Consider the following 19,654-nt stretch of genomic DNA (forward strand, 5'->3'; position numbering starts at 1 on the left):
AAATCGGTCCCTACCGTTCGAGCCGGGCCGCCAGTTCGAGCCGGGCCGCCACGGCCAGCGCATCCGCGCGGTTGTTCTCCACGTCATCCGAGTGGCCTCGCACCCAGTGCCAGGTCACCTGATGTGAGCGGACGGCGTCCAGCAGCTCGCGCCACAGGTCCGCGTTGGACACGGGCTTCTTGGCCGACGTGCGCCAGCCATTGGCCTGCCACGTGTCCAGCCACTTCGCCTCGAAGGCGTTGCACACGTACTTCGAGTCGGTGAACACCTGGACGCGACACGGCATCTTCAAGGCCTTCAGCGCGACGAGCGCCGCGGTCAACTCCATCCGGTTGTTGGTGGAGTCCGCCTCCGAGCCCTGGAGCTCCTTGCGGTAGTCCTTGCGCTCGGGGGCGATGAGAATGGCCCCCCAGCCGCCCAGGCCGGGGTTCGGCGAACAGGCGCCGTCGCAGTAGATGTGGACGAGAGGGAGCGACATCGAGCGCGCACTGTACCGGCCTTCTGGGGCCGCGGGGTGGCATCAAGAGTCCGCGGAGGCGGGGCGGCGCAGGCGGGCGAGGAGGGCCTCATAGCCGGCGTAGGACAGCGGCAGCAGCAGGGCGAAGAGGACGGTGACCTGCGTCAAGGCGGGGTGGGCCAGGGGTTCGCGCACGTGGGCGGCCATGGCGACGATGAGGCGCTCCGGCCGCGCGAGCACGTCCCAGCTGTTCCAGCGCTCCACCCGGCCCAGGTAGATGCCATAGCCGCACAACAGCGACGTGCTGGCGACGAAGGCCCACGCCGCTGTCCGCCCCCAGCGCTCCTCCAGCCACCGCTTCCAGACCTCCAATGACAGCAGGCCCAGCATCCACCCGGTGGCGGCGAACAGGGCCAGGAGGGCCGCGTCGAACCAGAGCGGCACCACGGGCCGCTGCCGCAGGTGGATGAAGTCGGTGACGAGGTAGGGCGCGTTGGGGAAGAGCGCGAGCCATCCCAGCGCCAGCGGGGCCATGCGCCACGGCCGATCCAGGCCGCGCACCATCAGCACCCGCGCGAGCAGGGCCAGGGTGTAGGGCGCCCAGGCCAGGAACAGGTTCCACGCCAGGAAGGCGAAGCTGGCGCGCTCGCTCCAGTCGAGCCGGACCGCCAGCAGGTTCACCGCGAGGAGGCTGCACAGCGTCGCGGGCAGCAGGCCATGGCGGCCCAGGACGGACAGGAAGCTGGGAGGAGGTCGGGACATGGGGACGTGTGGCGAGGCAGCCGCGCCCCGTGGCGGAATGACCACGCGGGAACGGCTCCGGAAGGGGCGTGGAGCCGGCGCGCCATCGATGGAGCCCCTCGGGCCTGACGCAGAGCAATGCGTGGGCCAGCCCACGAACCCCCGCGCCCCCGGCTGCGGAGCGGAGCGATTCCGGGGGAGACTGGCCCACCCGTTTCCATTGCCAAGGTGAGTCATGGTCCACGCACCTGTCCTGCTCGCGACGCTCGTGCTCGCGGGCGCCGCTCCCGTCCCGGATGAAGCCGCGATGTGGAAGGCGGTCTTCTCGCTGGAGCCGCCCACCGTCCCGGCCATCCGGGCCCGCGCGGAGGCCGACCTGTTCAAGGGAGGCGCCACGGCCTACGGCGTCCTGTCGAAGGTCGCGCGGGTGGGGGGCATGGAGCAGGCCCTGTCCGCTTCAGGGCCCGCCACGTCCTGTGGCAACTCCGCCGTGGCGCGCTTCCGGGGCGGGGTGCGCGCGGAACGCTCCTCCCTGTCCGTGCAGGCGGCGGAGCTGTTGGGGCGGATGCTGGCGGAGGACGCGGCGCTCCGTCAGCGGGCGCAGCGCTCCGAGGATCCGTTCGACCGGGGGCTGGCGTTGGCGGCCTCGGCGCGGGCTCCCTCGACGCAGGAGGAGGCCCTGGCGGCGATGCGGCTGGAGCCGGATCCGAAGCTGCGGCTGTGGGCGACCGCGTTCGCGGAGTGCTTCACGCGCATGGCCGGGAAACGGGACGGCGGCGTGCCGGAGGGGCTGGAGTCCGTGGCGGACGAACTGGCGGAGCTGGCGGACGCGGTGCGGGCGCCCCTTCGGTGTGTCGAGCCCGGCGAGCTGGAGCCGGTGCTGGTGGACGAGCTGGCCAGGGGACTGGCGGCGTCCGGCGGGTGGTCCGCGTCCAACGACTCCATGGAACTCTACGTGCGGCGTGAGAACGGCGAGCGCGTGGAGTTGAGCCCTGCTTGCGCGGTGGCGGCCTATGACGCGGTGGCGGCGAAGGGCACCTACGAGGACGCGTTGCTCATGCCGCTCGCCACGGTGATGGTGGGGAACTGGAAGCTGAGGCAGGCCGCGGCACAGCGCCTCGCGCGAGACCTGGAGCACTTCCCGGAGCTGCGGCGCAACACGCTGGCCGCGGACCTGGTGAACGCGGGCCACGAGGTGCCGAGGAAGGTGACCTTCGATGCGAAGAGGCTCGAATGGAACGACGCCGAGATGGAGGCCGCGGTGCGGCAGGGCAACCCGGAGGCCCGGGCCGCCATCCAAAAGCTCATCCTCTGCCGCCATGGCATTGATCAGCGGGATGTGGCCCTGCTGGGCTACGTCGGGACGAAGGCGGCGGCGGACAAGGCGTACGAGCTCGCGAGGCAATGTCCGGCGGGGAAGGCCGCGGCCGTCGCGGCGCTGGTGCGGATGAAGGACGTCCGGGCCGTGAAACTCCTGCCCGAGGCGATGGAGGACTGGGGCTTCAATCAGGAAGCCCTGCAGCGTGCCCTCCGGGAGGGCTACACCCCGAAGCTGGGGGAGCAGTTGCTGGCCCTGGAGGCCAAGGGCAACCTCCAGGCCCGCTCCGCGGTGCTGTGGTTGAAGGCCGCCGGCGTGATGAAGCCGTAGCGGGGCAGCTCACGTCCGGGGCGTTGGCTGAAGCCCCAGCAGGGCCTTGCCGAGGAAGTCGCGGACCACCGCTGGAGACCAGGCCATCAGCGGGCCGCTCATGGCATCGCGCAGGTAGCGCTCGATGGGGTGGCTCCGCATGTAGCCCGAGCCTCCGGCGAGCTCCATGGCCGCGGTGGTGATGGCCACGGCGGCCTCGTTGGCCACGACCTTGGCCTGCATCTGCAGCACGGGGAAGTCCGGCTCGCGCTGATCCGTGGCGATGGCCGCGCGCATGGCCAGCGCCCGCGCCGCCTCCAGCCGGAGGCTCATCTCCGCCACCGAGAACTGGACCCACTGCATCTGCGCGATCGCCCGGTTCTCCGGAGGCAGCTTGCGCTCCCTGGCGTAGGAGATGGCGAAGGCCAGCGCCGCTTCGGCGATGCCGATGGAGATCCACGGCAGTCCCAGGGCGATGGGGTTGGGCTGGGAGGGATCCAGCCGCAGCCGCCGGGACTCCGGCAGCAGGGTGTCCTGGAAGTGCAGCAGCTGGCTGCGCGTGGCCCGCATCCCCAGGGTGTCCCAGACATCCTCCACCCGGATGCTGTCGTCCTTGTCGATGAGGAAGAAGGCGGGCTGGCCATCACACACGGCATTGGTGAGCAGGTAGCCCGCCCGCTCGCTGCCCGACACGAAGCGCTTGGCCCCGGACAGGCGCCAGCCGCCCTCGACGCGGCGGGCCTCCTGGTGAGGCATGAGGAACATGTTGCCGCTGGTGGGCTCGGACAGCGCGTTGCCGAACCAGGCTCCCTGGCGGAACCTGTCGTTGAAGGAGGCCACCAGCGCGGGCTCAGGCAGTGCCAGGAAGGCGAGCCCCGAGCCCTGATGCATCAGCCAGAGCGTCCCGAAGGAGGCGCTGCCCCGGCTCAGGATGCTGACGACGCGCCCGAAGGTCAGCCAGGAGGCACCCTCCAGTAGCGCGGTGTTCAGCGGGGATGAGGCCATGGCCTCGAAGCCCTCGTCAGGCAGGGAGGTCTCCCGGTCATGCCGCGCGGCCTGCTCGGCCAGCAGCCGTTGGATCCGCTCCGCTTCGGCCAGACAGTCCGCATCGCTCATCGTTCGTTGGAGCTGGGGCATGGAGGCGTCAGACATTAGCCCAAGCCCATGGCTCAGAGCAGCCCGTCCAGGATGAGCTCACGGCGCTGGGAGTCCTGCATCTGCGCGCCGTCGTGGGCCAACACCAGGTGCAACTCGGGCGCGGTGCCCTGCAGGTCGTGCAGCCACCGCAGCTGGTGCGCCATCGCCTGCGCATCCCCGCCGCCCACCCACTGGGCGAGCCGCGGGAGCATCCTCGGGAGCTGGATGTTGTCCTGGTGCCAGGCCACGTCGCCGACGAGCAGGAACTCGCGCCCGTCGACGAGCCGCACGTACACCATCTGGGTGCCGGGCGTGTGGCCCGGGGCCTTGATGAGGACCACGCCGGGGCGCAGCAGGTGCAGGCGCTCGTACTGGAGCGGCGCGAACCCGGCGCGCAGCTCCGCTTCGTGGCTTTCGTCCCTGCTGGCGCCCAACCAGCCCCGCCTCCCGCCGGCACAGCGCCGGCAAGAGGCGGTTGCCGCGGGAACTTCAGTTGCTCAAGCAGACCCACGTGTTGGCGGGGATCTCCTGGCAGAAGCACTCGCCAAAGGTGCCATTGGCCCACTGGCAGCCCGTCTCCGCTCCCGGAGTACAGCGGCGGGTCTGGAGCGTCTCACAGCTGCTGAGGAGCTCGGCGGAGTCCTGACCGGGCTGCACGCCGCTCTCGGCACCGTCTGTCACTTCAGCGCCACCACAGCCCATTCCGAAGATGGAGACGACGGCGAACATCGCGAACCCACGAAGCAACATGTGGCCCTCCCTTTCGCTGGTGAGGTGCGGATGCAACAGCGCATGAGAGTGCTGGTCAAGGTTTACATAGAAAGCGCGATGTCATTGAAAAGCTCCGCACGGAGCGGTCTCAGCGTTTGAGATTGCGGAGCGGGGCCTGACGCTGCTTCGCACGCAGGCTCAGCAGCACGCCCGCGAGCAGCGCGGTGCCACCCAGGAGCAGCCGTTGGGTGAGGGGCTCTCCGAGCAGCAGCACCGCGCCCACCGCCGCGATGACCGGGACGCACAGCTGCACCACCGCCGCGCGCGCGCTGCTCAGGTGGGGCAGCGCTGCGTACCAGAGGCTGTAGCCCACGCCCGAGGCGAGCGCGCCTGACGTGACCGCGAGCAGCAGCCCCTTCGATGACGGATGGGGGGCCACGTCCAGGGCGCGGGCGAGCATCACGAGCACCAGGGCCAGCGGCACGCTGCGCGCGAAGTTGCCGGCCGTTGCCGCCAGAGGATCCGTGCTCGCGCGCCCCCGCAGGCTGTAGATGCCCCACGCGACGCCCGCCGCGGCCATGAGCCCCGCGCCGAGCGCATCCGGCGCGCTCGCTCCAGGGAGCGTGAGCCCTGCGAACCCGGCGAGTGCCACCGCGAGCCCCGCCCACTCGAGCGCGCGCGGCCGCTCACCGCGCGCGAGCCCTGCCGCGAGCATGGTGAGCTGCACGCAGCCGAAGAGCAGCAGGGCGCCCACGCCCGCCCCGATGCGCACGTACGCGAAGCTGAAGCCGGCCGCATACACGAAGAGCGCGAGCGCCGACGCCCAGCTCCCGTGCCCCGTCGCCCCGCGGCCGTCCCGCCGGAGCCGCAGCAGCAGCGCGAGCACCAGCGCTCCTGACGCAAGCCGCACCAGCGTGAACGAGCCCGCGTCGATGCCGCGCGCCGCGCCACCCGAGAGGGCCGCGCGGCACAGCAGCGAGTTCGCGGCGAAGCCCAGGAGGGCAAGCAGGGTGAGGAGGGGAGTGCTCACAACACGGGGACATAGCGGGCCGCGTGACGCGCGTCACGCCCCTGCGGTGGGTAGCCGCGACCGCGCCCAGCACCGGCAGCTCCCACACCCCCGCGTATCGAGCGTCGACCCGTTGGACCCGGTCCGTGTCCCAAGCGAGGCGGTCCAGCCGCGCGGAAGCCCGTTCTCGCCTCAAGCCGGTGAGCCGGGCTCGACCGGTGCCGGGGCGTCCACGTCGATGCCGTCCCGGCGCAGCCCCTCCGTGCTCGCCGCCTCGGCCAGCGTGCCGGGCGGGTTGTCGTACCAGCCCGGGTCCTTGTAGCCGTCCAGGCGCTCGCGAACCTTGAGCACGGTGAACATGCCTCCCATGGTGATGTCATCGTGCTTGCCCTGGCGTCCCACCATGGGGATGGAGTTGGGTGGGATCGGCATCCCCATCCCGCCCATCTCCGCCATGCCCGTCTGGCCCATCGTCATGTAGCCGGGCAGCAGCGCGCGCACCTTCGCGTCCAGCCCATCCGGTTTCACGCCAATCATGTTGGGGAAGGCGTGGCCCATCTGGTTCATCACGTGGTGGGTCATATGGCAATGCAGGGCCCAGTCGCCGGGCGCGTCCGCCACGAACTCGATGGCGCGTGCGCTGCCCACGGGGACGATCACCGTCGCCTCCGGCTTCTGCGCGGACTCGGGGACACGTCCGCCGTCAGTCTCGGTGATGCGGAAGTGAAAGCCATGCAGGTGGATGGGGTGGTGGTTCTGCGGGCTCAGGTTGCCCAGCCGGATGCGCACCCGCTCACCCTGGCGTACGACGAGCGGCTCCGTGCCCGGGAATGCCTTCGCGTTCATGGTGAGCACGTTGAAGTCCGTCATCTCGTTTGGATTGGGCCGACGGGTGCCGACGTCGATGCGCCATTCATGCAGCAGGATGACGAAGTCCCGGTCGACGCGGGGCCCCACGGGCCGGCGCGGGTGGATGACGAACATGCCCGTCAGTCCGAGGCCGATCTGCGTCATCTCGTCATGGTGCGAGTGGTACATGTTCGTCCCTGACTGGCGCAGGGTGAACTCGTAGCTGAACGTCTCACCAGGGGCGATGGACTTCTGATTGAGGCCTCCCACGCCGTCCATGCCGTTGGGCAGCAGGATGCCGTGCCAGTGCACGGTGGTGGGCGCGGGCAGCCGGTTGGTGACGTAGATGCGCACCCTGTCTCCCTCCACCGCCTCGATGGTCGGGCCATGGACCCGGCCGTTGTAACCCCAGCAGAAGGCCTTCAGCCCGGGCGCGAACTCGTGCTCCACCTCCTCGGCGACCAGGTGGAAGACCTTCACGCCGTCCACCACCTTCCACGGCAGCTTGGAGCCATTGGGCACCACCACGGGCTGATAGTCCCGGTGGGGCATCCCGGGGCGCAGCCCGTCCTGCCTCGCTTGTCGCGGGCCGGTGCCCGCGGCGGAGCCCTCGCGAGGCCCGCGAGCCGCCGGGAACTCCGACTGGGCGCGAGCCGCGGATCCGCTCAGCAGCAGCGCACCTCCCGTGAGCGTCGCGCCCGCTGTCGCCAGCATGCTTCGCCGGGTCAGGGTTCCCGTTCCTCCCGCCTCGGGAAGGCTTCCAGGGGAGCCCTCGCGCTCCGAAGTTCTGGGGACGTCCTCCTCGCGGACCGGTGCGTGCGCGGTCTCGGTCGTGTGGATGCTCATGGGGCCTCTCCGTGCCGTGGGTAGCGGTCGGCCACGAGGCGGCCGAAGTAGGGGCTGCGAATGGCGGGTGGCCTCTTCAGCGGAGAGACACAGTCAGCGAAGGAAGGGATGCTCGCCAGCACGACGGGCGTTCGACGCATGGGAACCTCGTGGCCACGCCGTGATGGCAGCCAGGATGACGACCCATGTCGATGTCCCGCGGTCCATGAGGTTCACAACCTCACGGCTTTGCATCGAAGCGTCGCGCCCGAGCGGCTTGGCGTGGACAACACCGCCTCCGACGTCAGGGATGTAGGCGGCAAGCCACCGCCTCCACCGCCGTCCCGGTCTGGCTCGGTCAGGCCATCCTCCAGCGCCGGCATCAGCTTTGGCTTGGGAAGCTCAAGCCTGGGAGGAAATGCCATGAGGAAGCTTGGATACAGCCTGATCATCACCACGGGACTGCTCTTGGGCCCGCTCGCTGGAGCCCAGGGGACAAGTCAGACACCGACCTCGGAGCGACAGACAAACGCGCCCGCGCAGCCGCAATCCGGTTGTCCCTGCGGGATGATGGGGAGCGGCATGATGGGCCATGGCATGGGAGGAGCAGGAATGAGCTGCCCCATGCACGGCAAGGCTGACGTGAAGGTGGAGCAGACGCCGACAGGGGCCATCCTGCGGCTCACCGCGAAGAACCCCGGCCAGGTCGAGGAGGTCCAGCGCATGGCGGAGGGAATGCAGCGCTGCATGAGCGGAAGCGGCACCCCACGGCAGGGCCAGCCGTCCTCGCCCGGCGCGCAAGGAGGGTAGGGGGACGACGCAATGACAGAACGATGACCAACGCATGGATGCGTGCCCACCTTCGTGTCCATGCGCCTGCGTACCTTGGACACCGTTCCCGTTGCCCGCCGTTCCCTCATGGGGCCACGCCGTGGCCCACGCGCACGGAGGCGCGTCTCGTTCCCGCCATGAACTTCACACTCGCGGATCTGTGGACCCACATGGGTCCGGTCGCACAGCTCATCGTCATCCTCATGGGCGTGATGTCGATGGTGTCCCTCCTCATCCTCGCCGAGCGCACGATCGTCTTCCGCGCGTCCCGCCGCCACTCGCGCAGGTACGCCGCGCAGCTGGACTCCCTGCTCGCCAGTGGCGACTTCGACGCCGCCGCCGAGGTGAAGACGGAGAAGGACGTGGGCTACCTGGGGAGGACCATCCGCGCGGGGCTGACGGCCTACCGCATCTCCGCCACCGACAGTCGTGAGGAGGCCATGGAGTCCGTGGCGCGCAGCCTGGAGCGACAGGCGCAGCGGGAGGTCCAGAGCCTCAAGCGCGGCCTGGGCCACCTCGCCACCGTGGGCTCCACTGCCCCCTTCGTGGGCCTGCTCGGCACCACCATCGGCATCGTCACCGCGTTCCAGGAGATGGGCGCCGCGAACTCGGGCGGCATCGGGACCATCTCGACGGGCATCTCCGAGGCGCTCGTCACCACGGCCTTCGGCCTGCTCGTCGCCATCCCCGCGGTCATGGGCTACAACTCCCTGCAGGGCTGGGTGGACGCCCGCGCGGTGGACCTCTCCGAGGCGAGCAACGAGTTCCTCGATGCCACCTCCCGCGCCCTCAAGCGCACGCGCGGTTCCGTGCGGTGATCCGCACGACCCGCGGTGGGATGTCTTGCGTGAAGTCCAGTGCCCGAAGCCATGAGTTTCGGGCACTCTTGAACCACTGGATAGACAGCGGGCTCACGTGAACGCCAGTTCGTCCGAGGGGACGGCCGTGGCCTGCGCGCTGGACCCGGGTCCGAGGAAGCTCCCGTGCCATGAAATTCAATCCAGCCGTGCTCATCATGGCCGGGAGCTTCAGCCTGTTCTTCCTCGTGTCCGGTGTGCGAGCCCTGGTGCGCAAGCGGATGACGGTCGTGAACCCCTCCCATTCCGGGGCCTGGCCGGGCCTGCTCGGCAAGGCAGTGCTCTACATCGTGCTGGGCGTGGCCCTCCTGGGTCTGGGCATCTTCGCCACGCTGGTAGAGAACGACGTGCTCTGAAGCAGCCCCTGCGCCCTGCCGCCCAGGTGGGGCGCTTGGGCCGGCGTATGCCCAGATGCACGGACGAGTTCATGGCGGCCCTGGAGCAGGTGCGCGCAGGCAAAGGAGCACCGTAGCCATGAGCATTCCCCGTGTCCTCCTGGTGCCCCTCCTTCTCGCTCAGCTGGTCCTCGCGAGGGCCTGTCGGCCGTGACTTAACTTCCTTGTTTTGCCATGCTGGCACATTGAACAATGCCAGCCGCCCCCGCTCCCCACCGCGCCGCGAGCGCCGCATTGCTCCTCGCCCTCCTCGGGTGCGGCTCGGCCACCGTTGGTGGGGAAGGAAGTCCTGCGCGCGCGAGGTGGGTCAGCCCCATCCTCTCCACGCCGGACGGCGGGCAGCTGCGCACGACAATTTATTACGGGCCCTGGCAGTGCAGCGCCGCGTTCCTGTCCCGCTGCGAGTCGAAATGTGCGGCCCAGGGCTACCCGCTCATGGGCTGCATGTGGCTGGCCGACATCAAGGGGGATTGGCAGGGCCGATACCTCTTCATGCCCGCAGAGGCCGGTGGCCGCCTCGCCATCACCCACTGCTGCTGTGACTACCCCAAGGTGACGGACCTCCAGCGGCGCCGCGACAAGTGGGATAACGCGCGCGAGCGCTTCCGGGACGTGTGGGGATCCGAATTCGGCGCGTGGCCAGCCAGCAAAGGGAAGGCCTGGCCAGGGCACCACATCTTCGACCTCGCCCATGGCGGGCCAGCGGTGGCTCCTGACAATGTCCTGCCCGTCCCAAGCGACGTGCACAAGGCCTTCAACGACGAGTACCCCGCCTGCTACGCGCCTGGAGGGAAGTGGCTGACGCCCGGCCCTGAGCGTCCCTACGCAGACTGAAGAACGCCGCCATGTCCATGGACAGCTTGCTGGCCGAATTCTCCCGGCTCCACTTCCCCAACCCGCCCGCGACGTCCGCGCAGCTCACCGCATTCGAGACGCGCACCGGCTGGAAGCTGGACGACGACCTGCGCGCCTTTTACTTGCATGCGAACGGCGGCACCCTCTTCAGACCCCTGTCGAGCGCGAAGTACTGCATCCTTCCACTGGACGAGATTGAGCGGGCCCGCGTCGCCATCCGCGGAAGAGACGAGGACAACGCAGGCCCTGCCTCGCATTACACACTGGTGGATATGCAGGACACCAACTACGTCATCCTGGATGTGGCCACGCGGACCACCGGCTGCTATCCGTTGCTCGACGCCTTCCACGAGACGTACCCGGACGAGACGCCGTGCATCGCCACTTCGTTCGAGGAGTTCCTTGAGAAAGCGCTGCGCAGCGGCAACCGGGCGTTCTGGTTGAGCAACGAAACGTCAGAAAGCTGAGCGCGCCACGCACCCTTTCAGCTTCCGGCACGCTTTAGGGCTTGCACCACCATAGGTTCCGCCCGCTGCGTCGCCCACCTCACCGTCCGCCTGCCGTGTTGGCCATGGCAGGACAGAAGAGACGGCGGGTATCGGGCTCACCTTCCGCGCGAAGAAATGAGCGCGGCGAATGCTACTCGCGGCTGGGCGAACTCTTCACCGGCGGTGCCTTGCTCTTGTGGTCAATTTTCTTTTGGGAGGAAGTCTCCTCGGCGCGCAGGGCATCGACCTCGTCCGCAGTCGCGAAGAAGCCTGAGCATACCTTCGCCACGAGACCACTCCCGCCCAAGAGTGTTCTTGTGAGGAGTGAGGCGGTGTGCTGTGCCGTATCGATGACCAAGAAGTCCCCAGCGTTCACTCCCTGAACGAGGGTGAGAAGTGGGGGAACTTCAGCATCCACTGAAAAGACGATTTCTTTCTGTGTCTCTCCACCCTCAAAGAGGCACGGAACCTTCCGCGACTGTCGCCAGCAAGCAAGAGTGCTTTCGGGAGAGTCGAGGGGTTTCACTTGTCCGCCCCGAGGGCCCACCCCGATAGCCTGACAGTCCCGAAAGACAATGTAGAAGTCAGGTCGCGAAGGCTCATCTGCCAGCGCACTGCTCGACAGCGCGCATGCCATCGTGACGAGCCCAACTCGCCACCGATTGAATCGACTGCCGGCACCAATGCGCATCATGTCCCCTCGCAGCGTTGAGCCGACGACCTTGGCATTGGCGGCCTCGTGAGTATGTGGCGCGGTGCCGTACGATGGATGCGGGGGTGTCCGTCTTCGTGGGCTCCGTGCAGGGTGCACCGCGGTGCCGGTGCGGTCCGCTCTGGATCAATTCATGAAGTCACCCTGGATTGTCACCCAGGATGTTTCCGAATGAGGGCGGCGCGGCGTTTTTTCGCGTGTTAGAGGTCCGCGACACCGGGCTGCCGGGCGGCGTGATTCCGCGCGGAGAGCCGAGGTGCAAGTCATTGCATCAGGAGCCCTCGCTTGACGTCCACGCCCCCCTCCTCCCGGGTCACCGGAACCGAATACGAACGCCTTCTCGCCAGCCTGCGGCGCAAGAGCCCCTGGGCGCTGGAAGGTCGGAACACAGCGGTGGCGCTGGAGGGCGGGCACGGGGCCGCACGCGTCCCGGACTCCAGGGTCGACCACGGGCCATGGCGCTCGGTGGTGGACGTCATCGCGGAGCAATGCCGGCTGCACGCGGACCGCGTGGCGCTTTCCGACGGGACCACGGAGACAACGTATGCGCGACTGGATGCGCGCACCCGCGCCCTGGCCTCGGACCTGCGGGCCCGGGGGATTGGACGGGGGGACGTGGTCGCGCTCGTGCTGGACCGGGGGCCCGCCTTCGTTGAACTCGCGCTCGCGGTCTGGAAGGTGGGCGCGGCCTACCTCCCGCTGTCGCCATCGCATCCGCGGGCCTGGCGGGAGGACATCGTCCGCAGGGTCGGTGCGGCGCTCGCGGTCGGCTTCGCACCGGACAGCGCCGTGCCAGCGGTCCCTTTCCTGGATGCGGGGGCCGAAGCGGGCTCCGTCGCGTCGCGGGAGGACGACGCGGTGCTCGCTCCGGAGGACCTCGCGTACATCATCTGCACGTCGGGTTCGACGGGTGAACCCAAGCTGGTGATGAGCGAGCATCGCGGGGTCGCCAACCTCCTGCATGCCCAGCGTGACTTCCTGGGCGCGTTGGGGCCGGACACGCGCGCGCTCCAGTACTTCCACCCGTCGTTCGACGCGTCCCTGTTCGACGTCCTGCTGGCGCTGCCCAACGGCGGGCGGCTGGAGACCCTGGACGCGGCACAGCTCTCTGGCGAGCCGCTGGCCCAGGTGCTGGTACACCGGCGCATCACCCACGCGGTGCTGCCCGCGACGGTCCTGCGCACGCTGCGGCCGGGGGGCTTCCCCGACCTCCAGATGTTGATGAGCGTGGGGGACGTGTGCCTGCCGGAGACCGTCCGGCAGTGGGGCGCGCAGCACCGCTTCATCAACGGCTATGGCCCCACAGAGGTGACGGTGGCCAGCACGCTCCAGGCCGTGCGCTCCGTGGACGGCGAGCGCGTGCCCATTGGGCGCCCCATCTCCAACTACCACGTGGTCCTGCTCGATGAGCACCTGCGCCCCGTCCCCGACGGAGCCCCGGGGGAGCTGTGCTTCGGAGGCGCCGGGGTCGGACGCGGTTACCTGGGCCTGCCGGGCCTCACCGCCGAGCGGTTCATTCCGGATGCGTGGGGCCCGCTGCCGGGAGGACGGCTGTACCGCAGTGGCGACCTGGGCCGGTGGCTGCCGGACGGCACGCTGGAGTTCCTGGGCCGCCGCGACGACCAGGTGAAGATCCGGGGCGCGCGAATCGAGCTGGGGCAGGTGGAGGCGGCCCTGGCCGCGCTGCCGGACGTGCGGGACGCGGTGGCGCTCGTCGACGGCACCGGGGAGCGGCTGCTGGGCTACGTGATGCCGGTCGCCGGCGCGGTGCTGTCGGGCGACGCGGTGCGCGCGGAGCTGCGCCGCCGGCTGCCCGGCTATCTGGTGCCGGACGTGGTGGTGGTGGTGGACGCGTGGCCGCTGAACACGAGCGGCAAGGTGGACCGGGCCCGGCTGCCCCGTCCCCAGCGGAGGGAGCGGACCGGCTACCAGCCGCCGGAGTCCCCCGCCGAAGAGGCCCTGGCGGCCATCGCGGCGGCGTTGCTCGGGATGGAGCGGGTGGGACGGCATGACGACCTGTTCGAGCTGGGCGGGCACTCGCTGTTCGCGACCCAGCTCGTCGCCCGGGTGCGCCGCGTCCTGGGCGCGCAGCTGGAGTTGAGCGCGGTGCTCCAGTCGCCCACGGTCGCCCAGCTCGCGGCTGGCTTGAAGCCAGGCCAGGCGGGGGTGGACCTGGGCCCTCGCGGAGGCCAGGCGGGTGCCGCCATCGCACCGTCGTTTGGCCAGGAGCGCGTGTGGTTGATGCACAAGCTCAACCCGGGCGCGCGCGCCTACCACACGCAAGCCGTCTTCCGGCTGGCGGGGGCGCTGGACATCGCCGCGCTGCACGCGAGCCTCACGGACATCGTCCGCCGCCACGACGTGATGCGCACCCGCTTCCCCGAGGTGGATGGGGAGCTGCGCTGCGAGCTGGAGCCGCCCTGGGCGGTGGAGGTGCCGCTCCAGGACTTCAGCGGCGTGGGCGAGGACGTGCTGGAGGCCCGGGTGGGTGAGGCGGTCCGCGAGGCGGTCCAGACGCACTTCGTGCTGGCGGAGGGCCGGCCATTCCGCTGGCGGCTCCTGAAGGTGGGCGAGCAGGAGTACATCTTCGTGCACGTCGAGCACCACGTCGTGCATGACGGCTGGTCGTTCAACGTCTTCGTCCGCGAGCTGCTCAACGGCTACGCCGACCACGTGCGCCACGGACAGGTGCGCCGCCCTCCGCTGGCCGTGCAGTACTACGACTACGCGCGCTGGCAGCGGGAGTGGATGGGCACGGAGGCCGCGAACGCGCAGCGCCACTTCTGGCGCCAGTCCCTGGAGGGCACGGAGACGCAGCTCCAGCTCCCGCGCCGCGTGTTGTCCGGGACCCGGCGCTTCCGTGGGGTGGCGCCCCGGATGGAGCTGGACGCGGAGCTCGCGCGACGGTTGCAGGACCTGGCGGACCGCAACCACACGTCGCTCTTCACCACGCTCCTCTCGGCGTTCTTCGTCCTGTTGCACCGCTACACCGGCTCGCGGGACATCCTCGTCGGCACCGCGGTCGCGAACCGGCGCTGGCAGGACACGGAGAGCCTGCTGGGCATGCTCGTCAACACGGTGGTGCTGCGCGGCCGGCTGCACGAAGACCCCACCTTCACGGAGTTCCTGGCGCGGGTGCGGCGCAACACGCTGGAGGTCTTCGACCACCAGGAGCTGCCGTACGAGCACATCTTCGCGGAGTCACCCGCGCGGCATCAGGGCGGGTTCAATCCGTTGATCCAGACGATGTTCAACTTCCATGACTCGTCGGTGGGCTCGCTCGAAGCGTCCCCGCTCGACGTCAACATCGTCGAGGGCCTGAGCAATGGCTCCGCCAAGTTCGAGCTGTCCGTCGTCGCGGTCCCCCTCTACGCCGAACCGGGACACATCAGCCGGTTCGCCGGGGACCTGGTGAGCATTCCCCTCTCCGACGGCCCCGTGCGCTCCAGTCCCCGGTCCTCCCTGAGCGGCATCCTGCTCTCGTGGGAGTTCGACTCCGACCTCTTCGAGGACTTCTTCGTCACCGGCATGCTGTCCGCGTACCAGCAACTGCTGCGCTCCATCACCGCCGCGCCGGACACCCGCGTGTCCCGCCTGGCCTTGATGAACGAAGCGCAACAGCGCGCGCTCGTCAGCGTGGGCGCCAGGATGGAGGCGCCCACGTATCGGGTGCACGACCTGCTGGCCCACTGGACCCGGCTCGCGCCCGACGCTCCGGCGGTGAAGGCGGGCGCCTCCGTGCTGACGTACGCAGCCTTGACGCAACGCGCGGAGTCCCTGGCGCACCATCTGCGAGACCTGGGTGTCGGCCGGGGGGCGCTGGTGGCGGTGTGCCTCCACCGCTCGGCGGAGCTGGTCGTGGCCCAGTTGGGGAGCCTCATGGCGGGGGCGGCCTTCCTCTCGCTGGATCCGAAGGCGCCACCGGCGTACCTGGAGTCGCTCGTCCGGGATGCCGGGGCCCACGCCCTGGTCACCACGGCGGCGCTGACGGACCGGCTCACCTCCCTGCCCACCGTCGTGCTGGATGACCTTCCCCCGAAGTCCGGTCCGCCGTTGCCCTCGGGAAGTCCGTCGGACCTGGCCTACGTCCTCTACACCTCCGGCTCGACCGGCAAGCCCAAGGGCGTCCAAATCGAACACCGCTCGGTCGTGTCGCTCATGCACCGGACGGCCCTGGCCGAGGACCTGGGACCGGGCAAGACGATGCTGGCGATGGCGTCGGTCTCCTTCGACGTCTCGGTGCTGGAGGTCTGGGGGGCGTTGTTGAACGGCGCCGCGGTCCACTTCCTGCCGCCGGTCTGGGACGTGCCCACGCTGGCCCGGTGCCTCATCGAGGAGCGCATCACGCATGCGGTGATTCCTCCCGTGGTGTTGCCCCGATTGGCGGCGGAGGCCCCGGAGTCCTTCACCGCCTTGGATCGGGTGCTCGTGGGCGGAGAGGCCTTTCCCCCGGAGGCGTTCCGCACGCTTCAGCGAGCAGGCTTCACGAAGCTGACGAACGCCTACGGCCCCACGGAGATCACCGTCATGGCGAGCGCCTACAAGCTCGACGAAGGACATGATCCCGAGGCCACGAACGTGCCCATCGGGAGGGCGCTGCTCAATGCCCACGTCGTCGTGCTCGACGCATCCGGGCAGGTGGCGCCGCCGGGCGCCGTGGGGGAGATCTGCATCGGCGGGGACGGTCTCGCGCGGGGGTACCGAAACAGGCCGGAGCTCACCGCGGAGCGGTTCGTGCCGGATCCGCTCTCGGCGCATCCTGGCGGGCGGCTCTACCGCAGCGGAGACCTGGGCCGGTGGCTTCCGGGGGGCATCATCGAGTTCCTGGGCCGCCGCGATGAGCAGGTGAAGGTCCGGGGCTTCCGGGTGGAGCTGGCGGAGGTGCGCGCCGCCCTGGCCGAACATCCCGGCGTGGCGGACACCCTCGCGGTCATCGACTCGCGCGCGGAGGAGCCCCGCCTCGTGGGATACGTGGTGGCCGAGCCGGGCGTCGCGGTATCCGCGCAGGCCGTGCGCGAGGACCTGGCGCGCAGGCTGCCGGGACACCTCGTGCCCTCGGAGGTCGTGGTCCTGGAGGCGTGGCCGTTGACCCCGCACGGAAAGGTGGACCGCTCCCGGCTGCCCACCACGACACAGCGGAGTCCGGAGGCGCCCTTCACGGCGCCCAGGACCGAGACCGAGGTTCGCATCGCGGCGGTGGTCGCGGAGCTGCTGGGCGTGACCCGGGTGGATGTCCACGAGAGCCTGCTCGCGCTGGGCATGCATTCCTTGCAGGCGATGCGGCTGGCCTCGCGACTGGGGCGGATGATGGGGCGTGAGGTCGGGCTCGCGACCATCCTCATGGGACCCACCGTCGCGCAGCTGGCCGCCGCGCTCACCGTGGCGCCCGCCACCACCACCATCAAGCGGTTGCCGCGCGCATGACGACCGCGTTCCCGATGTCCTTCGCCCAGCAGCGGCTGTGCTTCCTGCACCGGATGGACCCCACCGGCGCGGCCCACGCCACGGTCCGCTGCCACCGGGTGGCGGGGCCGCTGGACCCGCGAGCCCTGCGGGAGGCCCTGGACGTGCTGGTGGCCCGGCACGAACCGCTGCGGACCGTCTTCCCATTGGGGACGCAGCAGCACCTCTCGCCGCAGGGGCAGGCCCATGTCCACGTCGTGGACGTGGCGACCGAAGCGGAGGCCCTGCGCCACGCGCAAGCCGAGGCGGCCCGACCGTTCGACCTGGAGCACGGACCGCTGCTGCGGCTCACCGTGCTCCGGCTGGAGCCCCGGACGCACTTCCTGGTCTTCGCGGTGCACCTGCTCGTGGCGGACGGCGGGTCGCTCCAGGTCTTCTCCGAGGACCTGGCCCTCGCCTACCGCGCGGCGGTCCTGGGCGAACCCACGGGCCTGTCCGAGCTGCCCGTGCAGTACGTGGACTGGTCCGCGTGGCAGCGCGAGCAGCTCACCGCCTCAGTGCGCGAGTCCCTGTCGCGCTGGTGGCGTGAGCGGCTGTCAGGCGTCCCCCTCTTCCTGGACCTGGTCGCCCCGCGTCCCGCGCTGGGCCAGGGGCGCCGTGCGCATCGCGTGCTGCCCGCTGCCATTGTGCGGTCCGTGCACGCCCTCGCGAGCGCTGAACGTCAGACGGTGTTCACGGTGCTGGCCGCCGCGTGCGGCCTCGTGCTCGGTCAGCGTGCGGGACGTGAGCGGGTGTTGCTGGGACTGGCCGTGGCCAACCGGGACCTGCCCGAGGTCGAGCGCGTGCTCGGCTTCTTCGTCAACACCGTCGTGCTGGAGGTGGACCTGCGCGGCGACCCCGACTTCCGCCAGCTGCTCACGAGAGTGGCCGCTTCCACGGCGGACGCGTACGCCCACAAGGACCTGCCCTTCGAGCAGCTCGTCCAGGACCTGTCCCCACCCAGGGACCCCACGCGCTCTCCCGTGGTCCAGGTGAACTTCGCCTACCATCCGCCCCACACGGCGGGAGCGCTGGCCCTGCACGGCTGCGAGGTGACGGAGTTGCTGCTGGACCTCCCCACCGCGAAGTTCGAGTTCACCCTGCGGGTCGAGGAGCGCTCCGACGGCCTGTTCACGGTGTGGGCCGAATTCGATGAGAGTCTCTTCGACCTCGCGTTCATCGAAGGGCTGCTGGCGGCCTACGAAGAGGTCCTGCGGGCCCTGAGCCCCGACGCACGCGCGACGAGCCTGCGTCCGCCTCCGACCGCGACGGAGGCACACCTCGCCCGCATCTTCGCCGACGTGCTGAAGGTCGCTTCGGTCGGCCCGTACGACGACTTCTTCCAGCTCGGCGGCCATTCCCTTCAGCTGATTGAAATCGCGGCCCGGGTCCTGACCGAGCTGGACCGGGACCTTGGATTGCGTGAGCTGTATCAGCATCCCACCGTGGCGGGCGCCGCCGCCCTGCTGACCCGAACAGGAGCATCCCGATGAGCATTTCCTATCCGTTGCCCAAGGACTGGCAGCATCCGTTGGAGCCTCCCGCGGAATACAAGCGGTTGAGGCAGGAGGCCCCGGTGTGTCCGGTCCGGCTGTTCAACGGCAACACGCCGTGGTTGGTCAGCCGCTACCAGGACGTGCTCACGGTCCTGAGCGATCCCCGCATGGTCCTGGACTCCACGCTGCCAGGGTTCCCGCACATCTCCGCCTCCTCCGTGGCCCGGCAGGAGCGGACCCTGCCTTTCTTCTTTCGCCCGGACGCGGAGTACCGGGTGCAGCGGGCCATGCTCGTGCAGGAGTTCCTGCCCCGGCGGATGGAGGCCCTGCGGCCGCGAATCCAGCGCACGGTGGATGAGGCGCTCGACGCGATGCTGGCGGGCCCGCATCCGGTGGACCTGATGGCCGCGTTCGCGCTGCCCGTCGCCCTGCGCGTCATCTGCGACCTGCTCGGGGTGCCCCATGACGGCGCGGAGCGCCTGCACGTCCTCAGCCGGACCATCGGCTCCCGGGCGTCATCGCGCGAGGAGGCGACGGCGGCCCTGGCCGGACTGGATGAGGTCTTCCTGGCGCTGGTGGAGGCGAACCTCCGTGAGCCCACGGACACGCTCATCGGTCGCGTCGTGTCCGAGCAGGTGGCGACGGGCAAGCTGAGTACCCCGGATGCCGCCGCGATGTTCCATGCGCTGTTCTACGCGGGCCACGGGCCGCCCGCGTACATGTTCGGCCTGGGCACGCTGGCGCTGCTGCTCGACCCGGGGCAGCTGGAGAAGTTCCGCGCGATGGAGGACCCCGCGGCCATCACCGCGGCCGTCCAGGAGCTCCTGCGCTTCGTCAACGTCTCGCACCTGGGCCGGCAGCGCGTCGCCACGGTGGACGTCACCATTGGCGGCCAGCTCATCCGCGCCGGTGAAGGCATCCTCGCCCAGCCGGACTCCGCCAACCGCGACGAGACGGTCTTCGAGGATCCGGACCGGCTGGACCTCCAACGCGAGGTGCACCGTCACTTCGCCTTCGGCCATGGCATCCACCTGTGCACGGGGCGGGCGCTGTCGCTCATCGAGTTCGAGGTGTTCTTCAAGACGCTCTTCCAGCGCATCCCCACGCTGCGGCTGGCCGTGCCACCGGAGGAGATCCGCTTCAAGAAGGATGAGAACCTGCTCGGCGTGCACGAGCTGCCCATCACCTGGTAGGCGCCGCGAATCAGAAGCCCGCGGCGTCC

At 69.9% G+C, this 19,654-nt stretch carries 16 protein-coding genes; 9 read left to right on the forward strand and 7 right to left on the reverse strand.

Going from position 1 to position 19,654, the window contains the following annotated elements; genetic code table 11:
• Positions 1 to 10 precede the first annotated feature (10 nt).
• Together rnhA and AABA78_RS13580 are read right to left on the reverse strand one after the other, a co-directional pair.
• The gene (rnhA, locus tag AABA78_RS13575) at positions 11 to 478 is read right to left on the reverse strand and encodes a ribonuclease HI (RefSeq protein ID WP_338263415.1); all 468 of its coding nucleotides are present in this window, start codon (positions 476 to 478) and stop codon (positions 11 to 13) included.
• A 42-nt stretch (positions 479 to 520) separates the two neighbouring features.
• The gene (locus AABA78_RS13580) at positions 521 to 1,219 is read right to left on the reverse strand and encodes a DUF1361 domain-containing protein (protein WP_338263416.1); all 699 of its coding nucleotides are present in this window, start codon (positions 1,217 to 1,219) and stop codon (positions 521 to 523) included.
• Between the two features lie 214 nt (positions 1,220 to 1,433).
• Here AABA78_RS13580 and AABA78_RS13585 point away from each other — a divergent pair, with 214 nt between their 5' ends.
• Positions 1,434 to 2,846, forward strand: coding sequence for a hypothetical protein (locus tag AABA78_RS13585; protein ID WP_338263417.1), 1,413 nt, complete (start codon positions 1,434 to 1,436; stop codon positions 2,844 to 2,846).
• 9 nt (positions 2,847 to 2,855) lie between these two features.
• On the opposite strand, the gene AABA78_RS13590 is transcribed toward AABA78_RS13585, so the two are convergent.
• From AABA78_RS13590 to AABA78_RS13610, 5 genes are all read right to left on the reverse strand, one after another.
• A complete protein-coding gene (locus AABA78_RS13590) occupies positions 2,856 to 3,977 on the reverse strand; it encodes an acyl-CoA dehydrogenase family protein (protein ID WP_338263418.1) in 1,122 nt (373 codons plus the stop codon).
• 17 nt (positions 3,978 to 3,994) lie between these two features.
• A complete protein-coding gene (locus AABA78_RS13595) occupies positions 3,995 to 4,396 on the reverse strand; it encodes an MBL fold metallo-hydrolase (protein ID WP_338263420.1) in 402 nt (133 codons plus the stop codon).
• Positions 4,397 to 4,451: 55 nt separating this feature from the next.
• Positions 4,452 to 4,712, reverse strand: a complete 261-nt coding sequence (locus tag AABA78_RS13600; protein WP_338263421.1) for a hypothetical protein — start codon at positions 4,710 to 4,712, stop codon at positions 4,452 to 4,454.
• Between the two features lie 109 nt (positions 4,713 to 4,821).
• Complete coding sequence (locus AABA78_RS13605) at positions 4,822 to 5,703, reverse strand: DMT family transporter (protein ID WP_338263423.1); 882 nt, start codon at positions 5,701 to 5,703, stop codon at positions 4,822 to 4,824.
• Between the two features lie 171 nt (positions 5,704 to 5,874).
• Positions 5,875 to 7,377: a multicopper oxidase family protein gene (locus AABA78_RS13610; protein ID WP_338263424.1), complete on the reverse strand. Its 1,503-nt coding sequence runs from the start codon at positions 7,375 to 7,377 to the stop codon at positions 5,875 to 5,877.
• 603 nt (positions 7,378 to 7,980) lie between these two features.
• On the opposite strand from AABA78_RS13610, the gene AABA78_RS13615 reads away from it, so the two are divergent.
• The 8 genes from AABA78_RS13615 (at position 7,981) to AABA78_RS13650 (ending at position 19,625) form a co-directional block, all read left to right on the forward strand.
• Entirely contained in the window at positions 7,981 to 8,166 is a 186-nt protein-coding gene (locus AABA78_RS13615; RefSeq protein WP_338263425.1) for a hypothetical protein, read from the forward strand.
• Between the two features lie 158 nt (positions 8,167 to 8,324).
• A complete protein-coding gene (locus AABA78_RS13620) occupies positions 8,325 to 9,005 on the forward strand; it encodes a MotA/TolQ/ExbB proton channel family protein (RefSeq protein WP_338263426.1) in 681 nt (226 codons plus the stop codon).
• Between the two features lie 170 nt (positions 9,006 to 9,175).
• Positions 9,176 to 9,400 (forward strand): hypothetical protein, encoded by a 225-nt coding sequence (locus AABA78_RS13625; RefSeq protein ID WP_338263427.1) that lies wholly within the window; start codon positions 9,176 to 9,178, stop codon positions 9,398 to 9,400.
• A gap of 273 nt (positions 9,401 to 9,673) precedes the next feature.
• Positions 9,674 to 10,273: a hypothetical protein gene (locus tag AABA78_RS13630; protein ID WP_338263428.1), complete on the forward strand. Its 600-nt coding sequence runs from the start codon at positions 9,674 to 9,676 to the stop codon at positions 10,271 to 10,273.
• A gap of 11 nt (positions 10,274 to 10,284) precedes the next feature.
• Positions 10,285 to 10,761, forward strand: a complete 477-nt coding sequence (locus AABA78_RS13635; protein ID WP_338263429.1) for an SMI1/KNR4 family protein — start codon at positions 10,285 to 10,287, stop codon at positions 10,759 to 10,761.
• 1,018 nt (positions 10,762 to 11,779) lie between these two features.
• The gene (locus AABA78_RS13640) at positions 11,780 to 16,918 is read left to right on the forward strand and encodes a non-ribosomal peptide synthetase (RefSeq protein ID WP_338263430.1); all 5,139 of its coding nucleotides are present in this window, start codon (positions 11,780 to 11,782) and stop codon (positions 16,916 to 16,918) included.
• Complete coding sequence (locus tag AABA78_RS13645; RefSeq protein ID WP_338263431.1) at positions 16,915 to 18,429, forward strand: condensation domain-containing protein; 1,515 nt, start codon at positions 16,915 to 16,917, stop codon at positions 18,427 to 18,429. Before AABA78_RS13640 ends, AABA78_RS13645 begins: the two co-directional genes overlap by 4 nt.
• Positions 18,426 to 19,625 carry a cytochrome P450 gene (locus AABA78_RS13650; protein ID WP_338263432.1) on the forward strand — a complete coding sequence of 400 codons (1,200 nt, stop codon included), beginning with the start codon at positions 18,426 to 18,428 and terminating at the stop codon, positions 19,623 to 19,625. The genes AABA78_RS13645 and AABA78_RS13650 overlap by 4 nt, the downstream gene beginning before the upstream one ends.
• Positions 19,626 to 19,654: the final 29 nt, after the last annotated feature.

The organism is Corallococcus caeni (genome assembly GCF_036245865.1).
Lineage (GTDB): Bacteria > Myxococcota > Myxococcia > Myxococcales > Myxococcaceae > Corallococcus > Corallococcus caeni.

What these genes read in the sequence shown, in the direction of transcription:
- rnhA (WP_338263415.1), bottom strand. Translation starts at nt 478, where the DNA reads ATGTCGCTCCCTCTCGTCCACATCTACTGCGACGGCGCCTGTTCGCCG.
- AABA78_RS13580 (WP_338263416.1), bottom strand. Translation starts at nt 1,219, where the DNA reads ATGTCCCGACCTCCTCCCAGCTTCCTGTCCGTCCTGGGCCGCCATGGC.
- AABA78_RS13585 (WP_338263417.1), top strand. Translation starts at nt 1,434, where the DNA reads ATGGTCCACGCACCTGTCCTGCTCGCGACGCTCGTGCTCGCGGGCGCC.
- AABA78_RS13590 (WP_338263418.1), bottom strand. Translation starts at nt 3,977, where the DNA reads ATGTCTGACGCCTCCATGCCCCAGCTCCAACGAACGATGAGCGATGCG.
- AABA78_RS13600 (WP_338263421.1), bottom strand. Translation starts at nt 4,712, where the DNA reads ATGTTGCTTCGTGGGTTCGCGATGTTCGCCGTCGTCTCCATCTTCGGA.
- AABA78_RS13610 (WP_338263424.1), bottom strand. Translation starts at nt 7,377, where the DNA reads ATGAGCATCCACACGACCGAGACCGCGCACGCACCGGTCCGCGAGGAG.
- AABA78_RS13615 (WP_338263425.1), top strand. Translation starts at nt 7,981, where the DNA reads ATGCACGGCAAGGCTGACGTGAAGGTGGAGCAGACGCCGACAGGGGCC.
- AABA78_RS13620 (WP_338263426.1), top strand. Translation starts at nt 8,325, where the DNA reads ATGAACTTCACACTCGCGGATCTGTGGACCCACATGGGTCCGGTCGCA.
- AABA78_RS13625 (WP_338263427.1), top strand. Translation starts at nt 9,176, where the DNA reads ATGAAATTCAATCCAGCCGTGCTCATCATGGCCGGGAGCTTCAGCCTG.
- AABA78_RS13635 (WP_338263429.1), top strand. Translation starts at nt 10,285, where the DNA reads ATGTCCATGGACAGCTTGCTGGCCGAATTCTCCCGGCTCCACTTCCCC.
- AABA78_RS13645 (WP_338263431.1), top strand. Translation starts at nt 16,915, where the DNA reads ATGACGACCGCGTTCCCGATGTCCTTCGCCCAGCAGCGGCTGTGCTTC.
- AABA78_RS13650 (WP_338263432.1), top strand. Translation starts at nt 18,426, where the DNA reads ATGAGCATTTCCTATCCGTTGCCCAAGGACTGGCAGCATCCGTTGGAG.